General features: G+C 40.8%; 27 protein-coding genes. 17 read left to right on the forward strand and 10 right to left on the reverse strand.

Going from position 1 to position 26,005, the window contains the following annotated elements; all coding sequences use genetic code 11:
• Positions 1-4 precede the first annotated feature (4 nt).
• The 3 genes from MOJ78_RS03235 (at position 5) to MOJ78_RS03245 (ending at position 2,920) form a co-directional block, all read left to right on the forward strand.
• Positions 5-922 carry a type II secretion system F family protein gene (locus MOJ78_RS03235; protein WP_304979802.1) on the forward strand — a complete coding sequence of 306 codons (918 nt, stop codon included), beginning with the start codon at positions 5-7 and terminating at the stop codon, positions 920-922.
• A gap of 543 nt (positions 923-1,465) precedes the next feature.
• On the forward strand, positions 1,466-2,515 hold the full coding sequence (rsgA, locus tag MOJ78_RS03240; RefSeq protein ID WP_304979803.1) for a ribosome small subunit-dependent GTPase A: 1,050 nt from the start codon (positions 1,466-1,468) through the stop codon (positions 2,513-2,515).
• Between the two features lie 3 nt (positions 2,516-2,518).
• On the forward strand, positions 2,519-2,920 hold the full coding sequence (locus MOJ78_RS03245) for a secondary thiamine-phosphate synthase enzyme YjbQ (protein WP_304979804.1): 402 nt from the start codon (positions 2,519-2,521) through the stop codon (positions 2,918-2,920).
• A gap of 111 nt (positions 2,921-3,031) precedes the next feature.
• Here MOJ78_RS03245 and MOJ78_RS03250 read toward each other — a convergent pair whose 3' ends face one another.
• Complete coding sequence (locus MOJ78_RS03250) at positions 3,032-4,417, reverse strand: alanine/glycine:cation symporter family protein (protein WP_304979805.1); 1,386 nt, start codon at positions 4,415-4,417, stop codon at positions 3,032-3,034.
• A gap of 328 nt (positions 4,418-4,745) precedes the next feature.
• Here MOJ78_RS03250 and MOJ78_RS03255 point away from each other — a divergent pair, with 328 nt between their 5' ends.
• From MOJ78_RS03255 to MOJ78_RS03270, 4 genes are all read left to right on the forward strand, one after another.
• Positions 4,746-5,267 carry a YtxH domain-containing protein gene (locus MOJ78_RS03255; protein WP_304979806.1) on the forward strand — a complete coding sequence of 174 codons (522 nt, stop codon included), beginning with the start codon at positions 4,746-4,748 and terminating at the stop codon, positions 5,265-5,267.
• A gap of 37 nt (positions 5,268-5,304) precedes the next feature.
• On the forward strand, positions 5,305-6,123 hold the full coding sequence (locus MOJ78_RS03260; protein ID WP_370529759.1) for a YihY/virulence factor BrkB family protein: 819 nt from the start codon (positions 5,305-5,307) through the stop codon (positions 6,121-6,123).
• 329 nt (positions 6,124-6,452) lie between these two features.
• Complete coding sequence (locus MOJ78_RS03265) at positions 6,453-8,093, forward strand: acetolactate synthase large subunit (protein ID WP_304979807.1); 1,641 nt, start codon at positions 6,453-6,455, stop codon at positions 8,091-8,093.
• 233 nt (positions 8,094-8,326) lie between these two features.
• Positions 8,327-8,806, forward strand: coding sequence for a VanZ family protein (locus tag MOJ78_RS03270; protein ID WP_304979808.1), 480 nt, complete (start codon positions 8,327-8,329; stop codon positions 8,804-8,806).
• A gap of 136 nt (positions 8,807-8,942) precedes the next feature.
• Here MOJ78_RS03270 and MOJ78_RS03275 read toward each other — a convergent pair whose 3' ends face one another.
• From MOJ78_RS03275 to MOJ78_RS03290, 4 genes are all read right to left on the reverse strand, one after another.
• On the reverse strand, positions 8,943-9,383 hold the full coding sequence (locus tag MOJ78_RS03275; protein ID WP_304979809.1) for a redoxin domain-containing protein: 441 nt from the start codon (positions 9,381-9,383) through the stop codon (positions 8,943-8,945).
• A gap of 155 nt (positions 9,384-9,538) precedes the next feature.
• The gene (locus tag MOJ78_RS03280) at positions 9,539-9,991 is read right to left on the reverse strand and encodes an alpha/beta hydrolase family protein (RefSeq protein ID WP_304981169.1); all 453 of its coding nucleotides are present in this window, start codon (positions 9,989-9,991) and stop codon (positions 9,539-9,541) included.
• A 12-nt stretch (positions 9,992-10,003) separates the two neighbouring features.
• Positions 10,004-10,282: an alpha/beta fold hydrolase gene (locus tag MOJ78_RS03285; protein WP_304979810.1), complete on the reverse strand. Its 279-nt coding sequence runs from the start codon at positions 10,280-10,282 to the stop codon at positions 10,004-10,006.
• 11 nt (positions 10,283-10,293) lie between these two features.
• Complete coding sequence (locus tag MOJ78_RS03290) at positions 10,294-11,472, reverse strand: MFS transporter (RefSeq protein ID WP_304979811.1); 1,179 nt, start codon at positions 11,470-11,472, stop codon at positions 10,294-10,296.
• 285 nt (positions 11,473-11,757) lie between these two features.
• Here MOJ78_RS03290 and MOJ78_RS03295 point away from each other — a divergent pair, with 285 nt between their 5' ends.
• The 5 genes from MOJ78_RS03295 to MOJ78_RS03315 all read left to right on the forward strand — a co-directional run bounded on the left by MOJ78_RS03295 (position 11,758) and on the right by MOJ78_RS03315 (position 16,055).
• The gene (locus MOJ78_RS03295) at positions 11,758-12,369 is read left to right on the forward strand and encodes a YitT family protein (protein WP_304979812.1); all 612 of its coding nucleotides are present in this window, start codon (positions 11,758-11,760) and stop codon (positions 12,367-12,369) included.
• A gap of 90 nt (positions 12,370-12,459) precedes the next feature.
• On the forward strand, positions 12,460-12,984 hold the full coding sequence (locus MOJ78_RS03300; protein WP_304979813.1) for a DinB family protein: 525 nt from the start codon (positions 12,460-12,462) through the stop codon (positions 12,982-12,984).
• A 95-nt stretch (positions 12,985-13,079) separates the two neighbouring features.
• Complete coding sequence (locus MOJ78_RS03305; RefSeq protein WP_304979814.1) at positions 13,080-13,682, forward strand: abortive infection system antitoxin AbiGi family protein; 603 nt, start codon at positions 13,080-13,082, stop codon at positions 13,680-13,682.
• Positions 13,683-13,766: 84 nt separating this feature from the next.
• Positions 13,767-14,558: a YfkD famly protein gene (locus tag MOJ78_RS03310; protein WP_304979815.1), complete on the forward strand. Its 792-nt coding sequence runs from the start codon at positions 13,767-13,769 to the stop codon at positions 14,556-14,558.
• Between the two features lie 160 nt (positions 14,559-14,718).
• A protein-coding gene (locus MOJ78_RS03315; RefSeq protein WP_370529741.1) for an IS3 family transposase occupies positions 14,719-16,055 on the forward strand; the annotation gives its coding sequence in 2 pieces (ribosomal slippage) (positions 14,719-15,130 and positions 15,130-16,055; 1,338 coding nt in all).
• A 64-nt stretch (positions 16,056-16,119) separates the two neighbouring features.
• Here MOJ78_RS03315 and MOJ78_RS03320 read toward each other — a convergent pair.
• Positions 16,120-16,449 (reverse strand): winged helix-turn-helix transcriptional regulator, encoded by a 330-nt coding sequence (locus MOJ78_RS03320; protein WP_304979816.1) that lies wholly within the window; start codon positions 16,447-16,449, stop codon positions 16,120-16,122.
• 205 nt (positions 16,450-16,654) lie between these two features.
• Here MOJ78_RS03320 and MOJ78_RS03325 point away from each other — a divergent pair, with 205 nt between their 5' ends.
• The 5 genes from MOJ78_RS03325 to rlmD all read left to right on the forward strand — a co-directional run bounded on the left by MOJ78_RS03325 (position 16,655) and on the right by rlmD (position 22,328).
• Positions 16,655-16,843, forward strand: coding sequence for an SE1561 family protein (locus MOJ78_RS03325; protein WP_304979817.1), 189 nt, complete (start codon positions 16,655-16,657; stop codon positions 16,841-16,843).
• A 67-nt stretch (positions 16,844-16,910) separates the two neighbouring features.
• The gene (locus tag MOJ78_RS03330) at positions 16,911-18,455 is read left to right on the forward strand and encodes a fumarate hydratase (RefSeq protein WP_304979818.1); all 1,545 of its coding nucleotides are present in this window, start codon (positions 16,911-16,913) and stop codon (positions 18,453-18,455) included.
• A gap of 329 nt (positions 18,456-18,784) precedes the next feature.
• Positions 18,785-19,885, forward strand: coding sequence for a S8 family serine peptidase (locus MOJ78_RS03335; RefSeq protein WP_304979819.1), 1,101 nt, complete (start codon positions 18,785-18,787; stop codon positions 19,883-19,885).
• 151 nt (positions 19,886-20,036) lie between these two features.
• Complete coding sequence (gene pdaA / locus MOJ78_RS03340; protein ID WP_370529760.1) at positions 20,037-20,834, forward strand: delta-lactam-biosynthetic de-N-acetylase; 798 nt, start codon at positions 20,037-20,039, stop codon at positions 20,832-20,834.
• 108 nt (positions 20,835-20,942) lie between these two features.
• Positions 20,943-22,328 (forward strand): 23S rRNA (uracil(1939)-C(5))-methyltransferase RlmD, encoded by a 1,386-nt coding sequence (gene rlmD, locus MOJ78_RS03345; RefSeq protein WP_304979820.1) that lies wholly within the window; start codon positions 20,943-20,945, stop codon positions 22,326-22,328.
• Positions 22,329-22,698: 370 nt separating this feature from the next.
• Here rlmD and MOJ78_RS03350 read toward each other — a convergent pair whose 3' ends face one another.
• From MOJ78_RS03350 to MOJ78_RS03365, 4 genes are all read right to left on the reverse strand, one after another.
• Entirely contained in the window at positions 22,699-22,857 is a 159-nt protein-coding gene (locus MOJ78_RS03350; RefSeq protein ID WP_304979821.1) for a YfhD family protein, read from the reverse strand.
• A 195-nt stretch (positions 22,858-23,052) separates the two neighbouring features.
• Complete coding sequence (locus MOJ78_RS03355; RefSeq protein WP_304979822.1) at positions 23,053-23,604, reverse strand: GNAT family N-acetyltransferase; 552 nt, start codon at positions 23,602-23,604, stop codon at positions 23,053-23,055.
• Between the two features lie 253 nt (positions 23,605-23,857).
• The gene (locus tag MOJ78_RS03360; RefSeq protein WP_304979823.1) at positions 23,858-24,982 is read right to left on the reverse strand and encodes an amidohydrolase; all 1,125 of its coding nucleotides are present in this window, start codon (positions 24,980-24,982) and stop codon (positions 23,858-23,860) included.
• Between the two features lie 55 nt (positions 24,983-25,037).
• On the reverse strand, positions 25,038-25,943 hold the full coding sequence (locus tag MOJ78_RS03365; protein WP_304979824.1) for a TIGR01777 family oxidoreductase: 906 nt from the start codon (positions 25,941-25,943) through the stop codon (positions 25,038-25,040).
• Between the last annotated feature and the right edge of the window lie 62 nt (positions 25,944-26,005).

Here is a 26,005-nt window from a genome sequence, read left to right on the forward strand (position 1 = left end):
AGAAATGATGTACATCAGCTTTTTTGCGACGGTCACGTTGTTTCTTTATTCATTCTACGTGTTTCGGAGTGAACGAAAAAACGTATTAAAACGGAGACTATCCTCATTTGTAAACAATAACGAACAGAAAGATTGGTCTCAGGATGACCAGTCGAAACTCCCTCTTCACAAAAGGGTATTCAAACCGATGTGGAGGGAATTTCGTAGAGGATTTAAACGAAAGATTCCAGGTGAGAAACAGGCTAAGCTGGAGGTACTGCTTCTTCAAGCCGGCAATCCAATGGGGATGACACCGTTCGAATACCGGTTGATTCAGCTTGGGATCATCGTTTTATTCCCAGTAATGGCTGGTGGTTGGGGGACATTGATGGATTTTAATCCTGCGGGTGTTTTATTAATGGGACTTGTAGGGGGAGTTGTAGCATTCATCATGCCACCATTTTATATAAAGAGTAAAATAAAGGCACGTTCCAAAACAGCATTATTAGAGCTCCCTGATATTCTTGACCTTTTAACAGTCAGCCTTGAAGCAGGTCTTGGTTTCGACGGAGCACTTAGTAAAGTGGTTTCAAAAAAAGAAGGTGTCCTTTCAATGGAGTTTCACCGTTGTCTTGAGGAAATCCGGCTTGGACGAACGAGAAGAGAATCATTGCGTGGAGTTCGTAATCGATTGGTTGTCGATGAAATCAGTGGCCTGATAAGTAGTATTCTTCAAGCAGAAAAGCTTGGCATCGGAATGGTGAACGTACTTCGCATTCAGTCAGAAGAGGTTCGAGACCAGCGTAAACAAAGGGCCGAACAGGAAGCGATGAAAGCACCGATCAAAATGCTTTTTCCACTAGTCTTGTTCATTTTCCCTAGTTTATTCATCGTCTTGTTAGGACCTGCAGTTCTCCAATTTATCGAAACATTTAATAAATAAGAGACCAATTTTGCGCAAAATTTTTTCTAGATTTTAACTCTTCTGTTTACATTTACATTTGGACAGCATATAATATAAACAAATCTTAGTCTTTTAAGGAGGTATGTGTTATGGATGCAATCAATGGAATGAACTGCGAATTAATTGTATATTCTGCACAGCCCCTTAAGGTGATCGGCTTTTAAAATTAGTTGAATTCTCTGTTTTTTGAGCGTTGAACCATGGGCTGTGCGTTAGCCTATGGTTTTTTAGTTGTTGGTCAAAAAGTCCGGTAAATATGGCTGTCGTATTTCTTCGTTATTCGGTCTCTTCGGTCCTCACGTATTAATGTATACGTTCCGGTCCTCGAGACTGTCATGCCTCGGGCTCACAGGATGTGAGTCAGTTCAACGTTGTTACAGGACGTAACGTACTTAGTTGAATTTCAGAAATTGCGGCTCTTTTTATCCTCCTTTTGACCACTATTTGAGGAAAAAATTTATTGAAAAACCATCGGAAAAAGTACCGGTGGTTTTTTGTTCAAAAAACAGGAGGAATACTACATTGAATTTAACTGAACTAGGTTACACAAATGAACGAAATGAACAAGCAAGTGAATGGTTGGAAAAAGGATACGTTCCAGGTCGAGTTACATTAGAACATAAAGGAATGTACACATTATTAACGGGATTTGGTGAAGTAAAAGGCGAAATTTCTGGGAAGATGCGGTTTGAATCATCGAGTCGTGAGGATTATCCTGCGGTAGGGGATTGGGTCATGTGCGATGTTCGGGAAAGCGATCAAGCGGCCACAATTCACTCGATTTTACCGAGGTCTAGTAAGTTTTCTCGGAAAATGGCGGGTGTAACGACAGAGGAACAGATCATCGCAACGAACATCGATACCGTTTTTCTCGTGAACGCCTTGAACAATGACTTCAATGTTCGCAGGATTGAACGATATTTGATCATGGCATGGGAAAGCGGTGCAAATCCGGTGATTGTTTTAAGTAAAGCGGACTTGTGTGAGGAGGTACAAGAGCGGGTAAATGAATTAGAAACAGTCGCTTTTGGTGTTCCTTATCATATAATTAGTGCTCAGAATAGGGAAGGATTAGATGAACTAACCCAATATGTGCAGGATGGTAAAACCGTGGCACTACTTGGCTCATCAGGTGCAGGTAAGTCAACCCTCGTCAACTCGCTTTTCGGCAGTGATATTCAAAAAGTAAAGGAAATTCGTGAGGGTGATGATAAAGGAAAGCATACAACGACTCACCGCGAGCTGTTTCTCATGCCACAAGGTGGGCTGATGATCGATACACCGGGAATGCGCGAACTGCAATTATGGAATTCAAGTGAAGGCTTGTCGGAAAGCTTTCGCGATGTTGAAGGGTTGGCTGAATTGTGCAAATTCCGCGACTGTCAACATGAGGGTGAGCCGGGTTGTGCTGTTAACGCAGCAATCGAGCTAGGTGAACTTACCGATGAACGATATAGTGCGTATAAAAAATTGCAGCGGGAACTCGCGTATTTGGAGCGGAAAAATAATCAACGTGCACAGCAGCAGGAAAAAGCAAAGTGGAAGAAGATAACGAAAAGCATGAGGAGGTAACGAATGCTTTACAAAGAAACGCTGAGAACGAATAAGCGGGACGAGATGATTGATATAACAACGAATGTGAAATCCATGGTAAAAAAGAGCGGGATTAAAAACGGGATCGTTTATGTGTATTGTCCCCACACTACTGCGGGAATTACGATTAATGAAAATGCAGACCCGGATGTAAAGCACGATATGTTGATGCGATTGGATGAAGTATATCCGTGGGAGCATCCGAAGTATCGCCATGCCGAGGGAAATTCAGCATCCCACTTAAAAACCAGTACGGTAGGGAATTCACAGGTGATCATGATCGACAATGGTGAACTTGTGCTTGGAACGTGGCAAGGCATTTATTTTTGTGAATTCGATGGACCACGGATACGAACGTATTATTTAAAAGTTGTAAATGGTTAAAAAAAAGGGTTGGACATGTGCCAACCCTTTTTCTTCTTACATGTTAAGAAAGTATAGATACTTTCTTATAGTATAAGGACAACTCTGCTTTCGCCTATGGCTAAGTTTTCTTTACATCGAAACTGTATTTTCTTTTCGTTCTTCTTCTCGTTTTGCGGCAAGGAATCTCTTCGTTTCCGCCACGACAACTCCAGAAAGTCCAAGAAGTCCAATCAAGTTCGGCACGGCCATTAATCCGTTGAAGATATCAGCGAGTTTCCAAACAGTTCCGAGCGATACGGTTGTACCGAGGAATACTGCGACAACGAAAAGTAATCGATAAAACTTAACTGAACCATCTCCGAAGAGGTATGAAAAGCATTTTTCTCCATAATAGGACCAGCCGAGAACAGTTGAATAGGCAAACAGGATTAAACCGATCGTAACGATCAATGCTCCTGGAGTACCTAAAAAGCTTTTAAACGTTTCAGTAGTCAATGCAGCACCGTTCAAATCCCCATCGTACATGCCGCCCATGACAAGAGTGATTCCAGTGATTGAACAAACCACAATCGTATCAATAAAAACCTGGGTCATTGACACTAACGCCTGACGAGCAGGGAAATCCGTTTTTGCTGCAGCAGCGGCGATTGGCGCAGAACCAAGGCCTGCTTCGTTTGAGAATACACCTCGTGCAACCCCATAACGAATAACCGTACCAAGAGCACCACCGGCAACTGCTTGACCTGTAAATGCATCAGAGAAAATCAGACCGACCGCGTTAGGAACCAAGTCGATGTTCATCACTAGAATGACAAGACCTCCAATTACATAGAAAGCAGCCATGAAAGGGACAAGGTAGGATGCAACACGTCCGATGCTTTTAATTCCTCCAAGAATGACAAGACCCGTCAATACCATTAGGATAAGTCCTGTAATCCATGTTGGAACACCAAATGTTTCAACGGCTAGTGCAACTGAGTTCGATTGGACCATATTTCCGATCCCGAATGCCGCGAAGGCACCGAAGAATGCAAACAGTACACCGAGCCATTTTGCTTTCAAACCTTTATCAAGATAGTACATCGGACCGCCAGACATTTCACCGTTTTTGTTTTTAACACGATATTTAACAGCAAGAATTGCCTCAGCGTATTTTGTCGCCATTCCGAATAGTGCACTAATCCACATCCAAAGGACGGCACCAGGACCCCCGACGAAAACAGCTGTCGCGACACCTGCAATATTACCAGTTCCAATTGTTGCAGCAAGTGCTGTCATCAAAGCCTGGAAGTGGGAAATGTCTCCTTCCGACTTTTTGTCCTGCCGTTTGCTAAAGGCTAATTTCAATGAGTAGGGAAGTAATGAGAACTGTAAAAAACCGAGTCGGAACGTCAAGTAAACACCAGTACCGACTAGTAGAATGAGCAGCCACGGTCCCCATACAAGACCACTCACATCACCAAGGAATTCCTCAAAAGTGATTTCTTGAAAGTACTCAATTATGTTTTTAACCATCATGTTTCCCCCAATCTAAGTGTTGTCCTTATTTATTATTCTGAATAATCTCAAAAATTCTTTTTCTTTGTTATCTTTTTTTAAAAAACAATTTATTACAAAAGTTCTTACTTTACTTTCGTCATATTTCTCCGTTTTCACTAATAATTAAAGCCGAAATGCATTATGCCTTGTCTAAGATGTTTCTAAAAGAACAACTTTTTAATTTAGAATGTATCGGTACATTATCCACTAATAACCAACGACAAACCTTTGCAGTCATGTTTGGCTTTTTACATTACTGGGGAAATTACATAGTATGTACGAATTTTAAAAAGGAGAGATAGGTATGACTCAACCAGGTTATAAACCATATGCATCAAATGTTCAAACGACACCACAAGTTCAAAGTAAAAATAACAATAACCTTTTGTGGAGGGGAATTCTAATTGGTGCAGCCATTGGTGGCCTTACCGCCCTAATTGATAAAAGCACCAGACAAAATGTTCAGAATAGATCCGTTCAAATTAAGGATCAGACAACCAATGCATTTAGAACCGTAAAGGATGATCCCACCATAATAATGAACACAATCAGACATACAATGGATACGACATCAAAAGCTTTAAATGAACTTGCCAATGAGGTAAGGGACGTTATAAGAAAAGTTGATGATGTCAATCAACACTCGAAAGAAACGTATTCAAGTTTTAAAGAAGTCGGGAATGAGTTAAAGGATGTTTCATTAACTGCTGTAGAAGCAGGTAAGGAACTCACAGACATTAATCAAAAACCGACAAATACACTAAATACAACTAGCGAAAACCTATATACACCGACGACTAATTTAAATACACCACCAAAAATCTAATAGATAGTACAAATTGAAACTTGGGGGAGTGGCAATTATGGGAAAAAGAATGGTGTCCGATACAACGTATATTTGGCGGGAATTTTTCAAACGTTTCCGGAATGACGGTGTATTGGACTTGTCAGCGCAGCTGGCGTATTACTTCCTTTTGTCACTTTTCCCCTTCCTTATTGTCTCGATCACATTTATTACGTCTATTGTTGACCCAAACCAATTACTTCGGTTAATTGATGTTTATGGACCGCCAGAACTAATGGATATTATTTTGGAAAATATGAGTGTGATCAATCAACAGGGGGGTACAATTCTCTCTGTCGGGATCATTATCACGATTTGGACGGCATCAAATGGAATGAATGCAATTATAAGGGCATTAAACAAAGCGTACGATGTACCGGAAAATCGACACTTTATCCTGGCCCGTGGGGTGGCGATCTTATTAACCTTCGGGATGCTGTTTATTATTGTCGTAGCGATGTTACTCCCTGTTTTCGGTGAAATGATCGGGAAGCTTTTTACTTACATAGGTCTTTCTCACTTTGAATCGATATGGAATGCAATTAGATGGGTGATCAGTTCGGTTCTCATTGTAGGGGTTATTACAATGATTTATGTGTTTGCACCGAACAAAAAGCTCATCGTCAAGGATGTTTGGATTGGAGCAGTCGTCGCAACAATCGGATGGCAGCTGGTTTCATGGGGCTTTGCTTTTTATGTAAACAGTTTTAGTAATTACAGCGCTACATATGGGAGTCTCGGTGGAATTATCGTATTGATGCTTTGGTTTTATTTATCAGGGATGATGCTGCTTATTGGTGGTGAACTCAATGCGACATTGAACAAAATCCGAAAATAACCTGGCACGTTTTAAAACGTTAAGGCTTTTTCCAGTTACGTTTTATTTAAGAATATATAAGCTTTTCAAGGAAAAACTAACTGTACTCTTGAATATGAGGAGAATGATAATGAGCAATAACAAACAAAACCACAATGTGAAAAATAACAAAAAGCATAAAACTGATAGCAAGCATAAGACGAGTAGTTCTGCTAACAAGAAAAACGGATACCACTAAGTCGTTAACATAAGGAAGGACTGATCCTGCTTTTACTCACTTATTGGGTCAGTCCTTTATCTTACATAGTACATTCAAACACCTGAAGAATAAAAAATGGAGGGATTAGATAATGCGTGTATCTGAATTATTTCTTAAGTGCTTAGAAAATGAAGGTGTAGAATACATCTTTGGTGTTCCTGGAGAGGAAAATATTGATTTTCTCGATGCGGTCAAGGAATCAAAAATAAACTTTATTACAGCACGGCACGAAACAGGGGCTGCTTTTATGGCTGGTTTATATGGAAAATTAACAGGTAAACCAGGGGTATGCCTTGCAACTCTCGGTCCAGGCGCTACCAACCTTGTAACAGGTGTCGCTGATGCGAACATGGATATGGCCCCGGTTGTCGCAATAACTGGACAAGCTGGATTAGAGCGTCAGCACAAACAATCTCATCAGTATTATGACATTGTTTCGATGTTCAAGCCTGTAACGAAATGGAATACATCGATTCGGGACAAAGACATCGTTCCTGAAGTTATTCGAAAAGCTTTCCAGCAGGCGACAAGCGAAAAGCCTGGTGCAGTTCATGTTGAATTGCCTGAGGATATTGCAGCGCTGGAGGTGGAAGGGACACCGTTGGAAGCGTTGCCGAATGAATTATTGACGAGAGCTGTTGATGAGGCAGTTGATAAGGCTGCTTCGATTATTAATAAGGCAAAAAGCCCAATTGTACTTGTGGGCAATGGGGTCACCCGAATGAAGGCATCTGAAGCACTTCGTCAGTTTGTTGAAAAGCTCAATGCACCTTTTACAAGTACTTTCATGGGAAAAGGCTCGATTACATGGGAGCATCCATTGAATCTGCAGACGACGGGACTGCAGGACAAAGACCATATTACATGTGGGATTGATGACTCGGACCTGATTATTACAGTTGGCTACGATATGGTTGAATATTCACCTTCAGCCTGGAATCCAACGGGGGAAAAGCCGATTGTCCATATTGATACACAAATGACAGAAGTGGATGCGTATTATCCGATCAAGGTAGGTCTCGTCGGTGATATCGAAGAAAACTTAAATGCGCTTACTGAAAAAATAAATAAACGAAAAGAAACCAATCAATTCCTGCAAAAGCTTAGGGAACAAATTCTTGAGGACCTTCACGAGCATAACGAAGATACTTCCTTTCCGATGAAACCACAAAAGATTGTTGCAGACATTCGTGATGTACTTAACGATGAGGACATTTTGATTTCGGACGTCGGTGCACATAAAATGTGGATTGCACGTTATTTCCACTGTATCGAACCCAATACGTGCTTGATTTCAAACGGATTTGCCTCGATGGGGATTGCGATGCCTGGTGCAATCGGTGCTAAACTTGCTTCTCCCAATAAAAATGTTGTTGCTGTAGCGGGTGATGGTGGTTTTCTTATGACCGTTCCAGATCTTGAAACAATGGTCCGTTTAAACTTACCAATCGTTGTGATCATCTGGACGGATAATCGTTATGGACTCATTGAGTGGAAGCAAATGAACGAGTTTAAACGAAGTTCGAGTATCAAATTCGGAAATCCTGACTTTGTACAGCTTGCGAAATCTTTTGGTATGGAAGGATTAAAGGTATCAAAAGCTGAAGAATTTAAAGAGTTGTTAGAAAAAGCGATTAAGATGAATAAGCCAGTACTGATTGATTGTCCAGTTGACTACAAAGAAAACATTCGATTAACCGAACGTTTAGGCAAGATCATTTGTAACAATTAACACAAACGTGATCAGAATTGAATAATATGGTGATTAGGTCAGACTTCTTCGTATTTACAGCAATTTTAAACACATGCTGTAAATGGGTTGTCTGGCCTTATACTTTTTTAGGGGCAATCTTTTTCGATTGGGATAACCAGATAAAGGCAGTCATAAACTGGTTACAGCTAGTCCTCTCAGTATGTTACACTATTTGTAGTTTTGAAGTCGATCAAGAAAGGAAGCACAGCCAGATGCAAATTCAGAATTCTCCTACTCAACATCATCAAGTTCGAAGAAAGTGGAAATGGATTGGGATCGTACTCTTTGTAAGCTATTTTGCTGTGCTCATCTATTCAACCTTGCTAACGTTTAATTATTATGTGTACGGGAAGTCCTTTAATCTTGTACTTTTTGATAGCATTGAATTAATGTGGGAGAGCGGAAACCCATGGCTGATGTTTAAAAACATCATAGGGAACATCCTCTTGTTTATGCCGCTCGGGTTCCTGCTTCCGTTGATTTGGCGACCATTATCTCGCTTGAAGTTCATGTTTTGGATCTCGTTTGGAACAAGTACTGCCATTGAATATTCACAGTTCATGTACGCCAATCGAATCTTTGACATTGATGATATTTTGTTGAACGGGGTTGGTGGTCTGATCGGCGTTCTTTTCTTTAAAATTTGTGCATTTATGTATCGGATTTATGAGCGGAATGTGAAAAAGAGATAGATTTGAAGAGAGGATCCTGGCGATATGATGGCTGGGGTCCTTTGTTGTAGAGAAATCTTATTTTTATCAGGTGTTTTCCAATTTGTTTAAAACAAAAGGCTGACTACTGTAATCTGTAGTCAGCCTTTTATTCTATTTATTTCCCGAGTACGCGATTTACACGTTTCGTGAGCATCTTCATGCCATCTCCGCCTGCTTGGAAGTGGCGCAGCTTGCCTTCGTTATCAAAAACATAATAAGCCGGAACGTATTGATTTTCGTAAGCATCGGTTAACTTGTGCTTGTTGTCTACGAAAATCGGTTGCGTAATACCATGCTCTGCAGCAACTTCCTTAACCTGATCAATATCCAGGTCTTTTTCAGAACGAGGCATGTGAACCGCAATTACGTTCAACTCATCCTTATAGTCATCACGGAATTCATTAATGTTGGGCATTGCATCTTTACATAGTTGGCAGCTGACAGACCAGAAGTGAACAAGAGTCGGTTTATCTCCGATTAGTTCTTCCTTCGATACTTCACCATTCAGCCATTCCGTAGCGCCTGCGAATTCAGGCATTTCTGTACGTAGTCTCATTGTTAGATCGACTCCTTTTTCATAGTTAAAGGTTGTTCAATGGAAGGTTAGTCCCTATTGAACGCAAACTGTTATTTATAATAATTATCAGCTGATTACAATTTTAAAACGATAAGGTGGACCCCGTCAATTTTTCTGTCTCGTATTTAGTATTTCTATTGAGATTGAGGAATAAACGTTGATTCTAGCCAGTCCACAATTCGCTCAACCATTGATAAGCTTGTCGTATGGTTGATGTTCGGAAAAAGCTCTAATGTAATTCTATTCGTATCGGCATAAAATGTCCGGGCTTTTTCATAAAAATCGAGTTGTGTTCTAGTGGGAATAGCTTGATCGTTTTCGCCGTGTAAAAGTAAAACAGGTCGTTCTTCAAGCATGTCCAGGTAAGCGACTGGATCGTGTCTTTCGATTTCTTGAAACAATGCAGACGGCTTAAATCCTGCATTTTGAAAGCTTCGTTCACACTGGACCCAGGAGCTTGAACTATTTAAATTGATTAAACCGTCGAAACGATCATCCATAAGAAAAGCTCGAGAAGTTATGAATCCGCCCATCGAACTACCGAGTAAAACCGTTTTATGATTTGAAAATGGTTCGAGGCTATAAATCTCATTGAAAAACTAAGCAACCTCTGGCACACTTTCTAAAATCGTTTTCCAAAAATAGTTCTCCTGAATTTCCCTATTAAACGGATCGGCTAAACCGTCTCGTGTATCATGGTATCTGATTTCAGGTGCAAACACGTGATAGCCCCATTTTGCAAGAATCTGAGCTAGGGAATCCAAATTGCGTATACTTGAACCCCATCCATGATAAAGGATCAAAGTGACACGTTTATTTGCTGCAGCTTTTTCAGGCTCGTAATAATTATATGGAATTTTTCCGATTATTGGGTGCATTTCATTATCACCTAACCTCTCGAATGGTTTATTGCATGGATGGAAGACGGCTTGTTCTGGTAAAAAGATACGATCACAAATAAGAGGAGCATTACGCCTCCAATAGTGTAATAAAGGCTTCCTTCATCAAATAGTTCAATTGAGATTCCTCCGACTAATGGGCCGAAAATACTTCCCAGGCTGAAACAAATTCCTGCGAGGATATTCCCTGCGGGTAAAAGCTCTTTTGGAAGTAAGTCGGCCATGTATGTAATCCCCATTGAAAACAACGATCCCAAAAACAATCCTGCGATGACAAATAAACCGGTTAATACAAAAAGTGAGTCGAAAAAGCTCATCATGATGAAGCTAAACCCACCAATAAATAATGAGACGATGAGTACCGGTTTTCGGCCAACTCGATCACTCATTAACCCAAGTGGTACTTGAAAAATCAACCCGCCGACGACAAATGCGGGTAGGAGAAGTGTGATAGCATTTAGTCCCAACCCTTCTCTTAAAGCATAAACGGGAAAGATACCGTGAACGGCCGTTTCTAAAAAACCATAGCCGAATGTCGCCATCAAACCGACCCAAGATAAGCGAATAACAGCCCCGTAACGCTTCCACGTACTTTGAACAGCCGTCGTCTGGATGTTCTCAGGGTATTCATTTTCAATACGCAGTAAAAGGACAAGAGAAATCATACAAAATAAAGCAGCAATCGCAAACGGCAAAGCGGGATGGATCTCAATCAAGCCTGTCATTGTTGGACCAACACCAAATCCTAGTCCAAATGAAAGCCCATAAATGGAAATATTCTTGCCGCGATTCCCTTCATTGCTCATTGTTGTGAGCCAAACCTGGGTTGCAAAGTGAAAGATGTTATCTCCGATCCCGATGATCAACCGGAGGATAAACCAAAACCAGATTGCCTGCCAAACAGGAATGATAAGAATTGATATGCATGTTAAAGCGATTCCGGCAATAATTAATTTTTTATATCCAAATTTATGTAACGGTTTCTCCAAAAATGGTGAAACCAACATGATTCCAATGTAAAAAGCTGATGCACTGAATCCGTTTAAGGTCGATGATACCCCAGCTTGTTCTAATAAAATCGCAAGCAAAGGCAACAGCATTCCCTGTGCAAATCCAGATACGAATACAACGAGAATCAACACATTGAATCGATAACGACCAGTACGCATAACTTGTACTTCCCCCCGTAAGCTGATACATTTTTGATAGTTATGACAGACTGAACTTTTTTTGCACACGAACTTCTACCGTATTATACCAGAGATTTACATGATTTGTAGCGTGACTTCAAATTACAAAAAGGTGATGGGCAGAGTGGAATTCAGGTTGATGAACAGGGGATTTACTACACATTTCGTTATTTATATAAAAACAGATGCATGGGAAAATAATATAGAGATTGATCAAAAAAACGGTTTGTTGCAAGGCAAAATTAAAGGTGTGGAGGTAGCCGAATGGGTCAGAGCGTAAAACAGTTCGGTCAACTTGCACTTGGGGCCATCATTCAAGGACTCGGAATGGGGATCTTTTTGTTTCCGCACCATATTCCATCTGGAGGAGCGGCTGGGATTGCCGTCATTAACGAGTATTTTTGGAGCATTCCGCTCGGTTGGTCACTCTGGCTCGTGAATGTCCCATTATTGTTTGCAGCTGTTCGATTTCTTGGTGCTGCATCTGCTGGTAAGACGATTTTTGCAGTTACCATTACATCCCTTACTGTCGATATGATCGGATTATGGATGAAACAACCGATCTCGGTACCATGGGTCGATTTACTTTTTGGAGCCTGCCTGTTTGGAATTGGGGTAGGGATTCTTTTTCGGAACGGTGCATCCTCAGGCGGAATGGCGATACTTGCCCATATCCTCTCAAAGGCACTCGATCAGCCACCTGGAAAGGTCATGTTCTGGATAAATGGAATCCTCTTTTTTATTACCGCATTTTTCGTTGGATGGTGGATTTTTTTGTTTGCGTTTTGTACCCAATGGATTGGCACAAAGATGTTAGACCTCGTGTACAATGGAAATTTGAACATTGTAAAATTACGCAAGGCATTTCATATGTGAGGAATGTTGTATGCATAGACAAAGTTTTAGGCTCCTTCAGCAGGAGTCTTTTTTATTTTTACAGAATTTAATCTGTTAGGAGGCGATCGAATGCAATTTAAATTGGATGAAGCGATAGAAATTTTGAGCAGGACACCATTTACGTTGAACTCAATGGTTGGAGGATTATCAGAACAATGGATCAGCAGTAATGAAGCTGAAGGGACGTGGAGTGCATTTGATGTAGTCGGGCACTTGATCGATGGTGAAATCAATAATTGGATCGTTCGTATTGAAATCATTTTAAAAGAAGGGACAGAAAAGGACTTTCCTCCATTCGATCGGTTTGAACACGTTGAACGGAATAAAAAGAAGTCTCTTGATCAACTTTTAGAAGAGTTTAACAGTTTGCGCGAAGAAAACCTAAAACGTCTTAGGACTCTGATAGTTAACGAATCAGATTATACATTAAAAGGTATACACCCTGAGTTTGGAGAAGTTACATTACATCAATTACTTTCAACATGGGTTGTCCATGACCTCACTCATATTGCACAAATTTCTCGTGTGATGGCACATCGATATAAAGAAGACGTCGGACCTTGGAAAGCTTATCTCAGAATACTTTCTATATAAACTAATGCTGAGGACTATCACCTAATCACACATAAATCACGTTGAAATGAGCACCCTTTCTGTTAGTAAGCTCCGACGGAAGGGTGTTTTTTCTTATGCAGCGATACTATTCGAGAATTTATTGGCATTTTACCGGATCCCCGACAGGAAGTTTCACGGGTCTCCTTACTCCAGACGAGCTTTTGCAAAAGAGCCAACCGAAGTCGGATGACGAGTCGGTTGCATTGGTCGAGTCAATCATTGAATCGCAAATCTTAAAAGCAACTGGTGAAGACCAGGTCGGATCATATAAGACGAACGCTTTTTGTTGTACAACGGATATCCCGTTCAAGGACCTCCTCAACCATTCCGTTTATTATGGACGGGCGGCGATCGGATTTAAAGCAAACGTCATCCATGATTTGTTTATTCCTGTCCTTTATTTGTCTGCTGAGCACTCTGAACGTGATCAATATTTAAATGGCGACCATCCAATCAATGATTTTATAAAATTGACCGATTTCCAGCCTAAAAAGGGCCATACCTTTTATCGGGAGCGGGAATGGCGTCATATAGGTGATTTCCGTTTTAAAAAAGAGGATATTGCGGCGATTGTCGTGCCAGATCATTTTCTAAAAAGCATCCGCGGTGTACTTGACTATCATCATTACCCTGAAGATATCTCTGTATTGTCGTGGCGTTTAATTGAGGAAGCCTGATAAAACATTCCTACTTGAAAAAATTGGCATGCACATTTTAGCAATAGCGGAAAAAAATAAGGGTATGAAAGGAGTATGTGCGATATGAGGAAGGTAGGTATTTTGATTACCTGTTTAGGTTTATTATTGTGGCCTGATCAGGTCTTTTCAGCAAAAGACAAACAAAGCGATGACCGTATTACAATTCCGAATTCAACCGTTTCAATTTCAAAGGAAAACACATATCCAAATGCGACACAGGATTTACCTGATCTTCAACCAAGTAAACTGACGAGAGATATGTTTTCAACAACAAAGATTAAGATTGAGAATCCGGAACTGATCCGACTCTTTAATGAATCGACGATTTCTCCAACAAAAACAGCAGTCGGATATCGAGCCAAAATTTATCTTGGTGAATGGCCTTTGAATTATGAATCATCGGAAACGAATGTGAACTGGGAATATCAGCAAGTGAATGTCAATCAGTTGAATAACCGTGGTGGAAAGACAATCCAACAGTTGAAGTTTGTTCAAGAAAATGAGAAGAAGGTTAGTGGTGGACTTACTGCCGAAATTCCGAACAGTGAAGATGTAAAAAAGATGATGATGATCACTGCATCTAAGAAAACACACCTACCGCTTTCTTTTGAGACCGTAATTGGTAGAGGAACCAAAAAGGATAACGTTTATAATATTCAGCCGAAGAAAGTTGGATATTTATATGGCTACGTCCCTGCCGTCAATGAAAAGGGACGTGTCACATATGGTGAGGTGTACATTGTTTTAAAAGGTAGTAAAAAGAAGATTGAAGTGAAAAACGTAACACATCAAGGTATTGGAGCTTGGATACCAGTTCAGGATTATCTGACTCTACGTTTTAACATGACCAATTAGTAAAATTACGGGGCGACTCCATAGGTCAGGGAATCTTTCGCAAAAAACAGAGCCTGACCTTTTTAATCTGTACCCTGTAGAGTAGACACATTAAAAAAGGTCTACTCTGCAGGGTCTTTTTGTGTACAATTAGAGTGAAAAATGGGATGGGAGAACACACATGAGTAAAAAATGCTTCACAAAAAAAGAGATCGAACTATTATCAAAAAATCCTTATGTTAAGTCCGTTACTTCAAAGGCCATCATCTATACTGATGAATTCAAGCAGCTGTTTATTGTTCAAAAGGAACGTGGGAAATTCTCTAGAGAGATTTTTGAAGAGTACGGGTTTGATACAGAGATTATTGGAACTAGACGTATTAAATGTTCTGCTGAAAGGTGGGGGAAAGCCTATCGTAAAAATGGAGCACTGGGACTTCAGGATGCAAGAAGAGGACAATCAGGAAGACCAAGGAAAAGAGAACTTTCCAATGAAGAAAAATATGCAAGGTTAGAGGCGGAAAATAATTTATTGAAAGCAGAGAACGAATTGCTAAAAAAGATAAAGTTCGCCGAAAGGGGGCTAAAGAAAAAGAACTGATCTTATCAGCTGATCAGAAGTTCGTCCTCATTCGATACGTCATTGAGAAATATAAGTTAAAAAACATGATCACTTACCTTTGTAAATCTGCAGGCGTATCTCGTCAAGGCTACTATAACTATTTTTCAGCGAAACAAGTAAAGCGAAGAAGGGAAAAAGAGAAAAAGGATGAAGTTGTCCGGGATGTTATTCTCAAAGCCTTTCACTTTAAGAACCGTAAAAAAGGAGCCCGCCAAATTAAAATGATACTGGCAGGTCAATTTAATATTGTCTATAACCTTAAAAGAATCGGGAGAGTCATGAACAAGTATGGCATTGTATGTCCTATCCGGAGAGCGAATCCTTACAAGCGTATTATGAAAGCCACCCAGGAGCACAAAGTCGTTTCGAACCAGCTTAACAGAGAGTTCAAACAGGAAGTACCTTATAAGGTGCTGCTTACAGACATCACATATCTCTACTTCGGGAAAGGGGAAAGGGCTTATTTATCAACCATTATAGATGCCTCTACCAATGAAGTATTGGCCCATAATGTTTCGGATCGAATTACGCTCGACATCGCTATGGACACGCTTAAGAAGTTAAAGAAGAATAGGAAGGTTAAACTGGCTAAAGGAGCCTACATCCATTCTGATCAAGGGAGTCATTATACCAGCCCTGTATATCAAAAGTTGGTGAAGAAACATCGACTGGGCCAGTCCATGTCCAGAAGGGGGAATTGTTGGGACAACGCCCCACAGGAATCCTTTTTTGGTCATTTCAAAGATTTAGCTGAAATAAAATCCTGTAAAACACTGAAAGATCTTAAACGGGAAGTAAAAACTGCCATTAAATACTACAACTCCTATAGATACCAATGGAATATGAAAAAGATGACCCCCGTTCAATACAGAGATCATCTTCTTAACGCAGCCTAGCCTTTTTTAAAATTGTCCTTTACAAGGGGTACAGATTATTTTATGAGTCCGCCCTTGTTTTTCATTATTTTCGTTTATTCTCCGCGTTAATCCAATGGTCACTCCAACGTTGGATTTCTCCAATCACATCTTTTAACGAGATCCCTTTATCTGTAAGTTGATACTCAATCCGTACAGGAGTTTCGGGGTATACTTCACGTTTGACGATGCCGACAGATTCTAACTCCTTCATTCGTTCCGTCAGCATTCGATCGCTCATGTCAGGGATCTGCTTTTTAATATCTTTAAACCGTTTAGGTCCAGAGAGTAAAACCCGAATGATGAGCCCTGTCCACTTTTTACCGATAATTTCGATCGCTGCTTCGTATTTAGGGCACATGTTTTCGTAATTCATTGTCATCACCTCAAATTTGATACCTGAGATATAATCGTTGCATAGATAGGTGTAACTAAAGCACACAAGTGCTCAAGATCGCTTCCGTTTTCCTTTAGTGTAAGGTTTTAACTTACTTTTGTAAAGCAATTCCATTTATTCGTGCGAATGCCACCAATCGGAAAAAATTTGTTATGATGGTAACGGAAAGAAGGGAGATTTACAAATGGGAAATGCAATCAATGATAAATCAACACAAATGCACTATATACACAACCGGATGGATATGCTGTTAAAGGTTTTTGATACGATGGATCCTGAAACAGCGGGAATAGAGGAAATCGATCGCATTATCGCGATGCTGGATGAGTTGGAGGAGAAGTGTAAGCAGTTCCGTCACGATTGGGAAGAGTAATTTGTTATAATTAGTATAGATTCGTTTGAAGTTATTTTTAACAATCATGAAAAGGGGTCATTGGGGAATGGAGAAGCTAAAGGATAGTATGTATCAGTTGATTGTTGAAACATCGACAAACCTTCCAAAGGATGTCCGCCGAGCGATCGCAAAAGCAAAAGCTCAAGAGAATGCTGGGACACGTGCGGCAATGTCTTTAGATACAATCAGCGATAACATTTTAAAAGCTGATGAAAATGTATCACCGATTTGTCAGGATACAGGATTACCGACATTCAAAATCAAGGTGCCTGTCGGTGTTAACCAACTTAAGATCAAAAAGGCGATCAAGGAAGCTATTACGGATGCAACGGCAAATAGTAAATTACGTCCGAATTCGGTTGATTCATTGACAGGGGCTAACAGCGGAGACAACCTCGGTACCGGCACTCCTATCATAAAATTTGAGCAATGGGAAAAGGATTATATCGACGCTCGTCTCATTTTAAAAGGCGGCGGTTGTGAAAATAAAAATATTCAATATAGCCTCCCGACTGAGCTTGAAGGGCTTGGTCGCGCAGGTCGTGATCTTGACGGAATCCGTAAGTGCATCATGCATTCGGTCTATCAAGCACAAGGTCAGGGATGTAGTGCAGGGTTCATCGGAGTCGGCATAGGTGGAGACCGTACATCGGGTTACGAACTCGCTAAAGAGCAGCTGTTCCGCTCTGTAGAGGATACAAACCCAAATGAGGGCCTTCGTAAGCTTGAGGAATATGTGATGGATAATGCCAATGAGCTTGGCATTGGTACCATGGGCTTTGGCGGTGAAACGACGTTACTTGGCTGTAAAGTCGGTGTCATGAACCGGATTCCTGCTAGCTTTTTCGTTTCTGTCGCATACAATTGCTGGGCATATCGTCGTTTAGGCTTTAAGCTCGACGCTGAAACGGGTGAAGTCCAAGAGTGGCTCTACCAGGACGGCGAAAAGGTTGATTTTAAAAAGGAAATGGAAAAAGCGGCGGCAGCCCTTGAAGGTCAGGATAAAGTACGTGATGTCGTTCTTGAAGCGCCGATTACTGAGGAGAAAATCCGTGAACTTCACGTAGGTGATGTTGTGCAGATCAATGGTGTAATGCATACCGGACGTGACGCGATTCATAAGCATTTGATGTCGAACGATGCGCCAGTTGATTTGAATGGCCAGATCATATATCACTGTGGTCCTGTTATGAGAAAGGATGAATCTGGTGAGTACCATGTCATGGCTGCAGGTCCTACGACAAGTATTCGTGAAGAGCCCTATCAAGGAGACATCATGAAGAAATTCGGAATCCGCGCTGTTATTGGTAAAGGTGGTATGGGGCCGAAAACGTTAAAAGCACTTGAGGAACACGGCGGAGTTTATTTGAATGCGATTGGCGGTGCCGCTCAGTATTATGCCGAGTGTATTAAAAAAGTTAATGGCGTCGATCTGTTAGACTTCGGAATTCCAGAAGCGATGTGGCACCTTCAGGTAGAAGGGTTCACGGCTGTGGTAACGATGGATTCTCACGGTAACAGCCTTCATCGGGATGTTGAAAAATCATCTCTTGAAAAACTCACACAATTTAAGGACCCAGTTTTTAAGTAAAATGGGAATCGGATGGTGCTTGATTAGCGCCATCCGATTTTTTTTCGAAAAAATGATCATCATAGGAACCATGGTACCTTGAATGGCCAAAATGTGTAGTCCAAGGGAATCATAAGAGACGCATGATGTCCACGAACGACGAAAAAGGGCGATCACAGGTTTTAATGGAACCCATAATACCCGTGGCCGTATAAAATTTCTTGTGAAGTGGGATATATTTAAGCTTTCGTATAATTAAGTTGTTTTGTTTACAATGCGCCGTGTCCTCTATCTTCTACATTGAGTAAATTAATAGAGAATAACTCGATGATAGGAGGTGATATTACAAGATGGAATTTTCTTGCGATCGAATCCTTATCCGCTTTCGTTCAAATACCCCTCGCCACCAATGCCTCAAAATTCATCAACAAATAAAAGCCACACTAATTGACGAGATTAAGGAACTTAATATCCATATCGTTTCTGTTGATCGGATGTCAATAAATTCTTGTCTTCATCATTATTCTACATGTAATGAGGTTGAATTTGCGGAACGTGATGGAAAGGTTAAAACCCAACTAGTCCCAAATGATCCTCTTCTTTCTCGCCAATGGGGTCTATTGAAAGTCAATGCTACAAGAGCATGGAATATAACTAGAGGTTCTACCAAAGTTCCTATTGCAATTTTGGATACAGGCATCTGCATGGATCATCCGGATTTACAGGATAAACTTATTTTGAACGCAAATTTTTCAGCTGCTCCAACTGCAGAAGACTTTTATGGCCATGGAACTCATGTAGCTGGTATTGCAGCTGCAGTGACGAAAAATGGAGTCGGAGTTGCCGGTTTAGCAATCAATCCGACACTGATGAATGTCAAAGTGCTGGACGATAGTGGGACAGGCTTTGACAGTGATGTAGCACGAGGAATTGTTTTTGCTGCTAATAATGGAGCACGGGTCATCAACATGAGTTTAGGCGGACCTTCATTCAGTTCCACGCTTCATGATGCTGCCAAATACGCAGCAGGCAAAGGAGTAATCCTTGTAGCAGCAGCAGGGAACGATGGATCCAGTGATCATTCTTATCCAGCAGCATTTGCACAATGTATCAGTGTAGCCGCCCTTGAACGTGATGATACAAAAGCTCAGTTTTCTAACTTCGGTGCAACTTGGGTTGATTTAGCTGCACCTGGTGTCGAAATGTTATCAACTGCTCCGATTGAACCGAATGTAATCGGTTTTAGAAATTATGGATATCTATCAGGTACATCACAAGCAACTCCATTGGTGAGCGGATTAGCTGCATTGCTCCTTTCCCTCAACTCCAACGCCAATACAGTAAGGAATACGATTGAGTCGACAACGGTACCGATCTCTGGTTTAGGGACACTTTATCAACATGGTCGAATCAATTCATACAACGCCCTTTTAAAACTTCCCCGTTCTTAAATCATAACGTTATGACTAGTTTTTTACATGAAAATTGTTCATTTGTGTATTTTGGTTTTAAATTGACTGATCATATGGAAATCGATTCCTTGTATGGATAGTAAAACTATATTCAAACTAAATATAAAGACATATAAGGGAGAAGATTTCTGTGGTTAAACAATTTTGCATCGTAATTCTAGCTGCCGTCTTGGTATTATTGACTCCATTGAACGGACATGCCTATTCAAATGAAAAACATGATTGGTTTTTTAAACGGAGCAAGGATCATCAACCTGCAACGACCGAACCAGAATTTATGGAGCTTCTGAAAAAATATAATGGCTTTTACATTGGTGATACGAGTGGGAAAAATTTGTACTTAACCTTTGATAACGGCTATGAAAATGGCTATACGAAACAAATCCTTGATGTGTTAAATGAAAAAAATGTTCCAGCAACCTTTTTTGTAACTGGACATTATCTGAATGATCAAGCAGAACTCGTGAAACGGATGGTGAAAGAAGGACATATTGTCGGAAATCATTCGTGGAAACACCCTGATTTGACGTCAGTAAGTAATTCTCGGTTAAAAGAAGAACTTACAAAGGTTGAGGAAGAATATCAAAAGTTAACCGGGCACAATGACATGGTATTTCTACGCCCGCCAAGGGGAGTTTTCAGTGAACGGACCCTGGCATTATCTGAAAAAGAAGGCTACATCAATGTATTCTGGTCCCTTGCTTATAAGGATTGGGTAACGAACGAACAAAAAGGCGAGGACTATGCCTATCGCAACATCATGAAGCAAATTCATCCCGGGGCAATCCTCCTTTTGCACACCGTTTCCAAGGATAATGCAGAAGCATTAGGTCGCGTCATTGATGATCTTCGTAAACAAGGCTATACCTTCAAAAGCTTGAATTCTCTCGTTGCAAATGAGCATTTAATAGGACACAATCATCAATAACTCTAAAGGGTCAGGTACTTAACTGGTACCTGACCCTCTTCCATGAGAGGAATCAATCCAGTCATGTGATATAATGAATCCGATTCTACAGAAGACCGGAGTGTAAGCATGAAAACGAAGGATGTACATGTAAAAACAGGAGATAAGATCCCCGTTACGATAAAAAGGCTAGGCATCAATGGAGAAGGTGTCGGATTTTATAAAAAGAAAGTTACATTCATTCCTGGAGCCCTTCCAGGGGAAGAGGTTATAGCGAAAGTTGACAAATCCTTTCCAAATCGGATCGAAGCGAATTTAGCCACTATAAAGAAACGATCAGATGACCGGGTAAAACCCCCATGTCCGATTTATGAGGAATGTGGAGGCTGTCAGTTGCAGCATCTTAAGTATGAAGCTCAGCTTCGCGAAAAGAAGGATATTGTTCGTCAAGCATTTCAGCGGTATACGAGTTACAATGCCCATCATATACCGTTAAAAGATACGATTGGAATGGAAGACCCTTGGAACTACCGAAATAAAAGTCAGCTTCAGGTGGCTAAAAAAGAGGCGGGAGTTATTGCGGGACTTTATGGTATCGGATCTCACAAGCTGATTGATTTGACGAATTGTATGGTCCAGCATCCCGAAACATCGAATGTCACGAATGTGATCAAATCGATTCTGGGGGATCTGAACATTTCGATTTATAACGAAAGAAAACGTACAGGGATGGTCAGGACGATTGTAACGCGAGTGAGTTTTCAAACCAAACAGGTACAGGTTGTCCTAGTAACGGCCGAACGTAATCTTCCTAAAAAAGACTTGCTTATTCAGGAGATTAAAAGTCGCTTGCCACAAGTCGTTTCTCTTTTACAAAACATTAACGGACAAAAAACATCGGTCATTTTCGGAGATAAAACGATCCATTTGGAAGGCGGAGAAACAATCCAAGAGACACTTGGTGATCTTTCATTTGAGTTATCCGCAAGAGCCTTTTTTCAATTGAATCCAATTCAAACGGTAAAATTATATAACCAAGTTCGGAGAGCGGCGAAACTGACTGGTGTAGAAAAAGTAGTTGATGCATATTGTGGAGTTGGAACGATCGGGTTGTGGCTAGCAAAGGATGCAAAAGAAATACGCGGAATGGATGTCATTCAGGATTCAATTCGGGATGCCTCCGAAAATGCCATCAAACATGGCTATTCGAATGCTGACTATGTAACGGGTAAAGCAGAATATTGGCTTCCTAAATGGCTGAAGGAAGGCTGGAAACCTGACGTCATCGTGGTCGATCCTCCTCGGACAGGCTGTGACCAAACGTTTTTACAAACAGTTGCGAAAATCAAACCGAAAAAATTGGTTTATGTATCATGTAACCCATCAACCCTAGCAAAAGACGTCAATTTCTTATCTGAATCAGGATTCAAAATACAAAGTTTACAGCCTGTGGATATGTTCCCGCATACGTCACATGTTGAAGTAGTTGCAGCCTTAACTTTAAACAAAAAATAGCTAAAAACACGCCTGACTTACACATCAGACGTGTTTTTTACACGCAGGAGTATAACTTTTTAGCAAGAAGAATTACCGACGTTGGAGAAAAGTTTACGTCCTAAGTATAAGTGCAACTAGGGGCGATCGCCTTCACTAAGGCTTGGCGCTAGCCAAGTTTTCTTTAGATATATCCACAACTTATGCACAGTTTTTGTTAATAAATCCACATACGGGTAAGGTTATACACAACAGCAAAATAAGGATTCATAAAGTTATTAACATTTTTCACAGTGCTGTGGATAAGGTTACCCACAATCCTTGTGTTTATCCACAATTAAAAGAGACTTGCCGGGGAAGGGACAAGTCTCTTCGTTCAGTCTTACAGAGGTTATTTTTGTCTTGCTCTCTTACTAGCCGCAGCGGCTCGTTCTTGAGCTTGCAGATCGTTTGAGTCGGCAAGTTCTTGGGAAAACTCCACATCACGGCCATCTGGAGCCATGTTCTGCTTGTTTTGTGCTTGTCTGCGAGCACGTTTGTCTTTTCCCATGAGTAAACCCTCCTTAGACGCTTGGTGAGAGGATGACCTCTCGCTATTATGATGTACACAATAAAGCAATCTATAAGAGGAAAGAAAGGGAAATCGTGTGAATATGTGGTTGGTGAAACGGCTGCATTATAAAGGATATCAAGTACTGAGCTCGAAACACCTTACGCTGAAGTTTCCCTGCCAACACTCGAAGACTCAAGCTTCACGAATAACTTCTTCGTTTACCGCTTCGCGTAATGTGTATAAATAATAGGTGTCACGCTCAATTTGGTATAAATCATAAACGTCTTCAAACGTGTTTAATTGTTGATATATTTCTGTTCGGACATCGTTAGCAAGCGTAATGTATGGAAATTTTTGCGCAGCATACTTTGAACGAAGATTCGTTTTTCGGATTCGCATCAAAATCGTTTGGATTTCCTTCTCAAAAAAGAGTTCATTGAAAAATTCCTCTTTTGCTGGCTGGTTATACCCTTTTCCGTGATATGGCTTTCCGAGCCATGTTCCTAAAAAACCACATTGATTTTGGATATCAAAAAGGTTGATCGTTCCAATCGGGTTATGCCATTCATCCAAAATGGTTCTCGAGATCAACTCACCACGATCTTCGGCCTCAATTGTTTGTTTCGTCAAAAACATGAATTCCTCGAATGAGCCTGCCTTTTGACGCACAAAAGGGAAGACCGCTGGGTCCACCATCAAATCGTACAAAACATGACACTCTGAAAGATCACGTTTCTTTAACATGTTCTACATCCTCTCCCAGAGGGCAGACTGATTCCACCCTCGAATTAAACGTTCTAATTCGGGGTGGGAATCGAACCCACTAAGACCAGATGTTTCTGGTGGCGCACCAATTGCCTTCCCTTGCCTGTATTCAATTAAATTTTTTATTTAAGTAAACCAAATTTATAAGATAATCATAATAGATTTTTACAAAAAAGAAAATAAACTTTTTTTGTCATTTTTTAGCTTTTTTTAACGAATGAGTTCATGAATATTAGTCCGATTTCTGATACACAATTTCACCATTGATCATCGTCAAAATGGGAAGTGCCGAAAAGTGGAAAGGATGGTTATTCCACAAAGTAATATCGGCGTCTTTTCCAACTTCAAGACTTCCGACCCGTTCATCAATACCGAGGTTTTTGGCAGGATTAATTGTAATTCCCGCAATCGCTTTTTCGATGGGCAGACCTTCTCGTACAGCAAGGGCAGCACACACATTCAAGTACTGTATAGGTACGTATGGATGGTCGGTTGTTATGGAAACCGCTACATCGTGCTCACTTAAAATCCTATAGGTTTGCCACGTTTTATTTTTGAGTTCAATTTTCGATTTACGGGTAAGTGTAGGTCCGACTGAGACTTGAAGGTTCCGGTCCGCTAGCTCTGAAACGACTAAGTGACCCTCTGTACAGTGTTCAATGCGTAGGTCGAGATCAAACTCATCTGCGAATCGAACTGCAGAAAGAATATCATCGGCACGATGGGCGTGGATTCGAACAGGCATTTCCCGCTTCAACACGGAAATGATCGGCGCTATTCGTAAGCAATTTGGGTTATCTGTGTGTTTTGCTTTATAAAATTCTTCTCGTAACATTCCCATGATGCCCATCCTCGTAATCGAATCATTGTGTCTGCCGCTATGAATCCGTTTCGGGTTTTCTCCAAGTGCAATTTTCAGGCCGGCTTTTTCCTTTACGAGCATGTTCTTGACGTTCTTTCCATGAGTCTTGATGACAGCGGTTTGGCCGCCAATCACATTTGCGCTGCCAGGCATAACATGAACGGTCGTAATTCCAAACTTAATGGCATCATTGAAGGCAATATCGAGTGGATGTATGCTATCGATGGCTCGGATATGGGGTGTTAAAGGTTCATGGGTTTCATTTGCGTCGTTTCCAGCCCAGCCGGTGCCTTCATCATATAATCCGAGATGGGTATGGACATCGATAAAACCAGGCAGCAAATGCATTCCGGTTGCTTCAAAGACATTCATGTTATTTTGAACTGATATACTTTCAGCGATTTGTGTAATTTTCCCGTTTTCAATTAACAGATCGCCGGATTTTACAGACGAAGTAACCGGGTATAGGGTTGCATTTTTTATCAATGTTTTCATTGGTGTACCTCATTTGGATTTAATGTTATATAGCGTATCTGTTCATGCTGAGAAGTTATTTATTATAGATTGCATTTAAAGCAGATGTAAGTGTAGGAAATTGAAATTTATAGCCATCGTTTAATGCCTTCTGTGGATAAACCTTTTGACCGTCCAAAATCAATGTACTCATCTCACCAAGTGCACCGCGTAATAAAAATCCTGGGGTAGGAAACCAATGCGGCCGGTTTAGTGTTTTTCCAAGTACTTTTCCGAAAACATGCATCTGCACTGGATGAGGAGAGGTGGCATTCAAGGGTCCATCAACGGTTTCATTGTTAATCGCAAAATCAATCAGACCGACAATATCATTTATATGAATCCAGGAGTACCATTGCTCACCAGAACCAATAGGTCCTCCGGCAAATATTTTATAGGGAATTGCAATCCGGGGCAGTGCACCTTCATCGCCATCCAGGATCAAACCGAAGCGGGTATAAACAACACGCACCCCGAAAGCTTTTGCTTTTGCAGCTTCCCGTTCCCAGTTTTCTGTAACGTGGGAAAGAAAATCATTGCCTGGTTCCTGTACAGTTTCATCAAATGTTCTCGTCATGGACGTACCGTAAAAACCGATTGCTGATGCGTTTATTAAAACAGAGGGCTTATTTGGTTGAGCTGCAATTATATTGACGATTTCTTGAGTTGCGGTGATCCGGCTCGATATGATTTTTTCCTTTTTTTCTTCCGTCCATCGACCGTTAATCGTTTCTCCTGCCAAATTGACGATAGCTGACAGATCCGGTAATTCAGTACTAGGATCACTGTCGTCCGTGAGCCATTTTATGTAGGTTACGTTGTTTTTATCGGGTTTGTCTTCTGGGTTTCGGGTTAGTACATACACAGAGTATCCCTGGCGAGTTAGGTGATCGGTCAGTGCTTGTCCAACAAAACCAGTCCCACCTGTTATGGCGATATTCATTGCGAACTCCTCCTAATACTTGCTTATGTTTGTATTCGCCTTTACATTTGATTTTTCCTTTA

Origin of the sequence: Alkalihalobacillus sp. AL-G (genome assembly GCF_030643805.1) — a bacterium.
Taxonomy (GTDB): Bacteria; Bacillota; Bacilli; order Bacillales; family Fictibacillaceae; genus Pseudalkalibacillus.

Excerpts from the sequence above, each read along its gene's own strand:
- MOJ78_RS03265 (WP_304979807.1), top strand. The coding sequence starts at position 6,453 with ATGCGTGTATCTGAATTATTTCTTAAGTGCTTAGAAAATGAAGGTGTA.
- MOJ78_RS03355 (WP_304979822.1), bottom strand. The coding sequence starts at position 23,604 with ATGTTAAAGAAACGTGATCTTTCAGAGTGTCATGTTTTGTACGATTTG.
- MOJ78_RS03295 (WP_304979812.1), top strand. The coding sequence starts at position 11,758 with ATGGGTCAGAGCGTAAAACAGTTCGGTCAACTTGCACTTGGGGCCATC.
- MOJ78_RS03245 (WP_304979804.1), top strand. The coding sequence starts at position 2,519 with ATGCTTTACAAAGAAACGCTGAGAACGAATAAGCGGGACGAGATGATT.
- MOJ78_RS03325 (WP_304979817.1), top strand. The coding sequence starts at position 16,655 with ATGGGAAATGCAATCAATGATAAATCAACACAAATGCACTATATACAC.
- MOJ78_RS03255 (WP_304979806.1), top strand. The coding sequence starts at position 4,746 with ATGACTCAACCAGGTTATAAACCATATGCATCAAATGTTCAAACGACA.
- MOJ78_RS03305 (WP_304979814.1), top strand. The coding sequence starts at position 13,080 with ATGCAGCGATACTATTCGAGAATTTATTGGCATTTTACCGGATCCCCG.
- MOJ78_RS03290 (WP_304979811.1), bottom strand. The coding sequence starts at position 11,472 with ATGCGTACTGGTCGTTATCGATTCAATGTGTTGATTCTCGTTGTATTC.
- MOJ78_RS03350 (WP_304979821.1), bottom strand. The coding sequence starts at position 22,857 with ATGGGAAAAGACAAACGTGCTCGCAGACAAGCACAAAACAAGCAGAAC.
- MOJ78_RS03300 (WP_304979813.1), top strand. The coding sequence starts at position 12,460 with ATGCAATTTAAATTGGATGAAGCGATAGAAATTTTGAGCAGGACACCA.
- MOJ78_RS03270 (WP_304979808.1), top strand. The coding sequence starts at position 8,327 with ATGCAAATTCAGAATTCTCCTACTCAACATCATCAAGTTCGAAGAAAG.
- MOJ78_RS03285 (WP_304979810.1), bottom strand. The coding sequence starts at position 10,282 with ATGCACCCAATAATCGGAAAAATTCCATATAATTATTACGAGCCTGAA.
- MOJ78_RS03360 (WP_304979823.1), bottom strand. The coding sequence starts at position 24,982 with ATGAAAACATTGATAAAAAATGCAACCCTATACCCGGTTACTTCGTCT.
- MOJ78_RS03335 (WP_304979819.1), top strand. The coding sequence starts at position 18,785 with ATGGAATTTTCTTGCGATCGAATCCTTATCCGCTTTCGTTCAAATACC.
- MOJ78_RS03330 (WP_304979818.1), top strand. The coding sequence starts at position 16,911 with ATGGAGAAGCTAAAGGATAGTATGTATCAGTTGATTGTTGAAACATCG.
- MOJ78_RS03310 (WP_304979815.1), top strand. The coding sequence starts at position 13,767 with ATGAGGAAGGTAGGTATTTTGATTACCTGTTTAGGTTTATTATTGTGG.
- MOJ78_RS03320 (WP_304979816.1), bottom strand. The coding sequence starts at position 16,449 with ATGAATTACGAAAACATGTGCCCTAAATACGAAGCAGCGATCGAAATT.
- MOJ78_RS03260 (WP_370529759.1), top strand. The coding sequence starts at position 5,305 with ATGGGAAAAAGAATGGTGTCCGATACAACGTATATTTGGCGGGAATTT.
- rlmD (WP_304979820.1), top strand. The coding sequence starts at position 20,943 with ATGAAAACGAAGGATGTACATGTAAAAACAGGAGATAAGATCCCCGTT.
- MOJ78_RS03235 (WP_304979802.1), top strand. The coding sequence starts at position 5 with ATGATGTACATCAGCTTTTTTGCGACGGTCACGTTGTTTCTTTATTCA.
- MOJ78_RS03365 (WP_304979824.1), bottom strand. The coding sequence starts at position 25,943 with ATGAATATCGCCATAACAGGTGGGACTGGTTTTGTTGGACAAGCACTG.
- MOJ78_RS03250 (WP_304979805.1), bottom strand. The coding sequence starts at position 4,417 with ATGGTTAAAAACATAATTGAGTACTTTCAAGAAATCACTTTTGAGGAA.
- MOJ78_RS03275 (WP_304979809.1), bottom strand. The coding sequence starts at position 9,383 with ATGAGACTACGTACAGAAATGCCTGAATTCGCAGGCGCTACGGAATGG.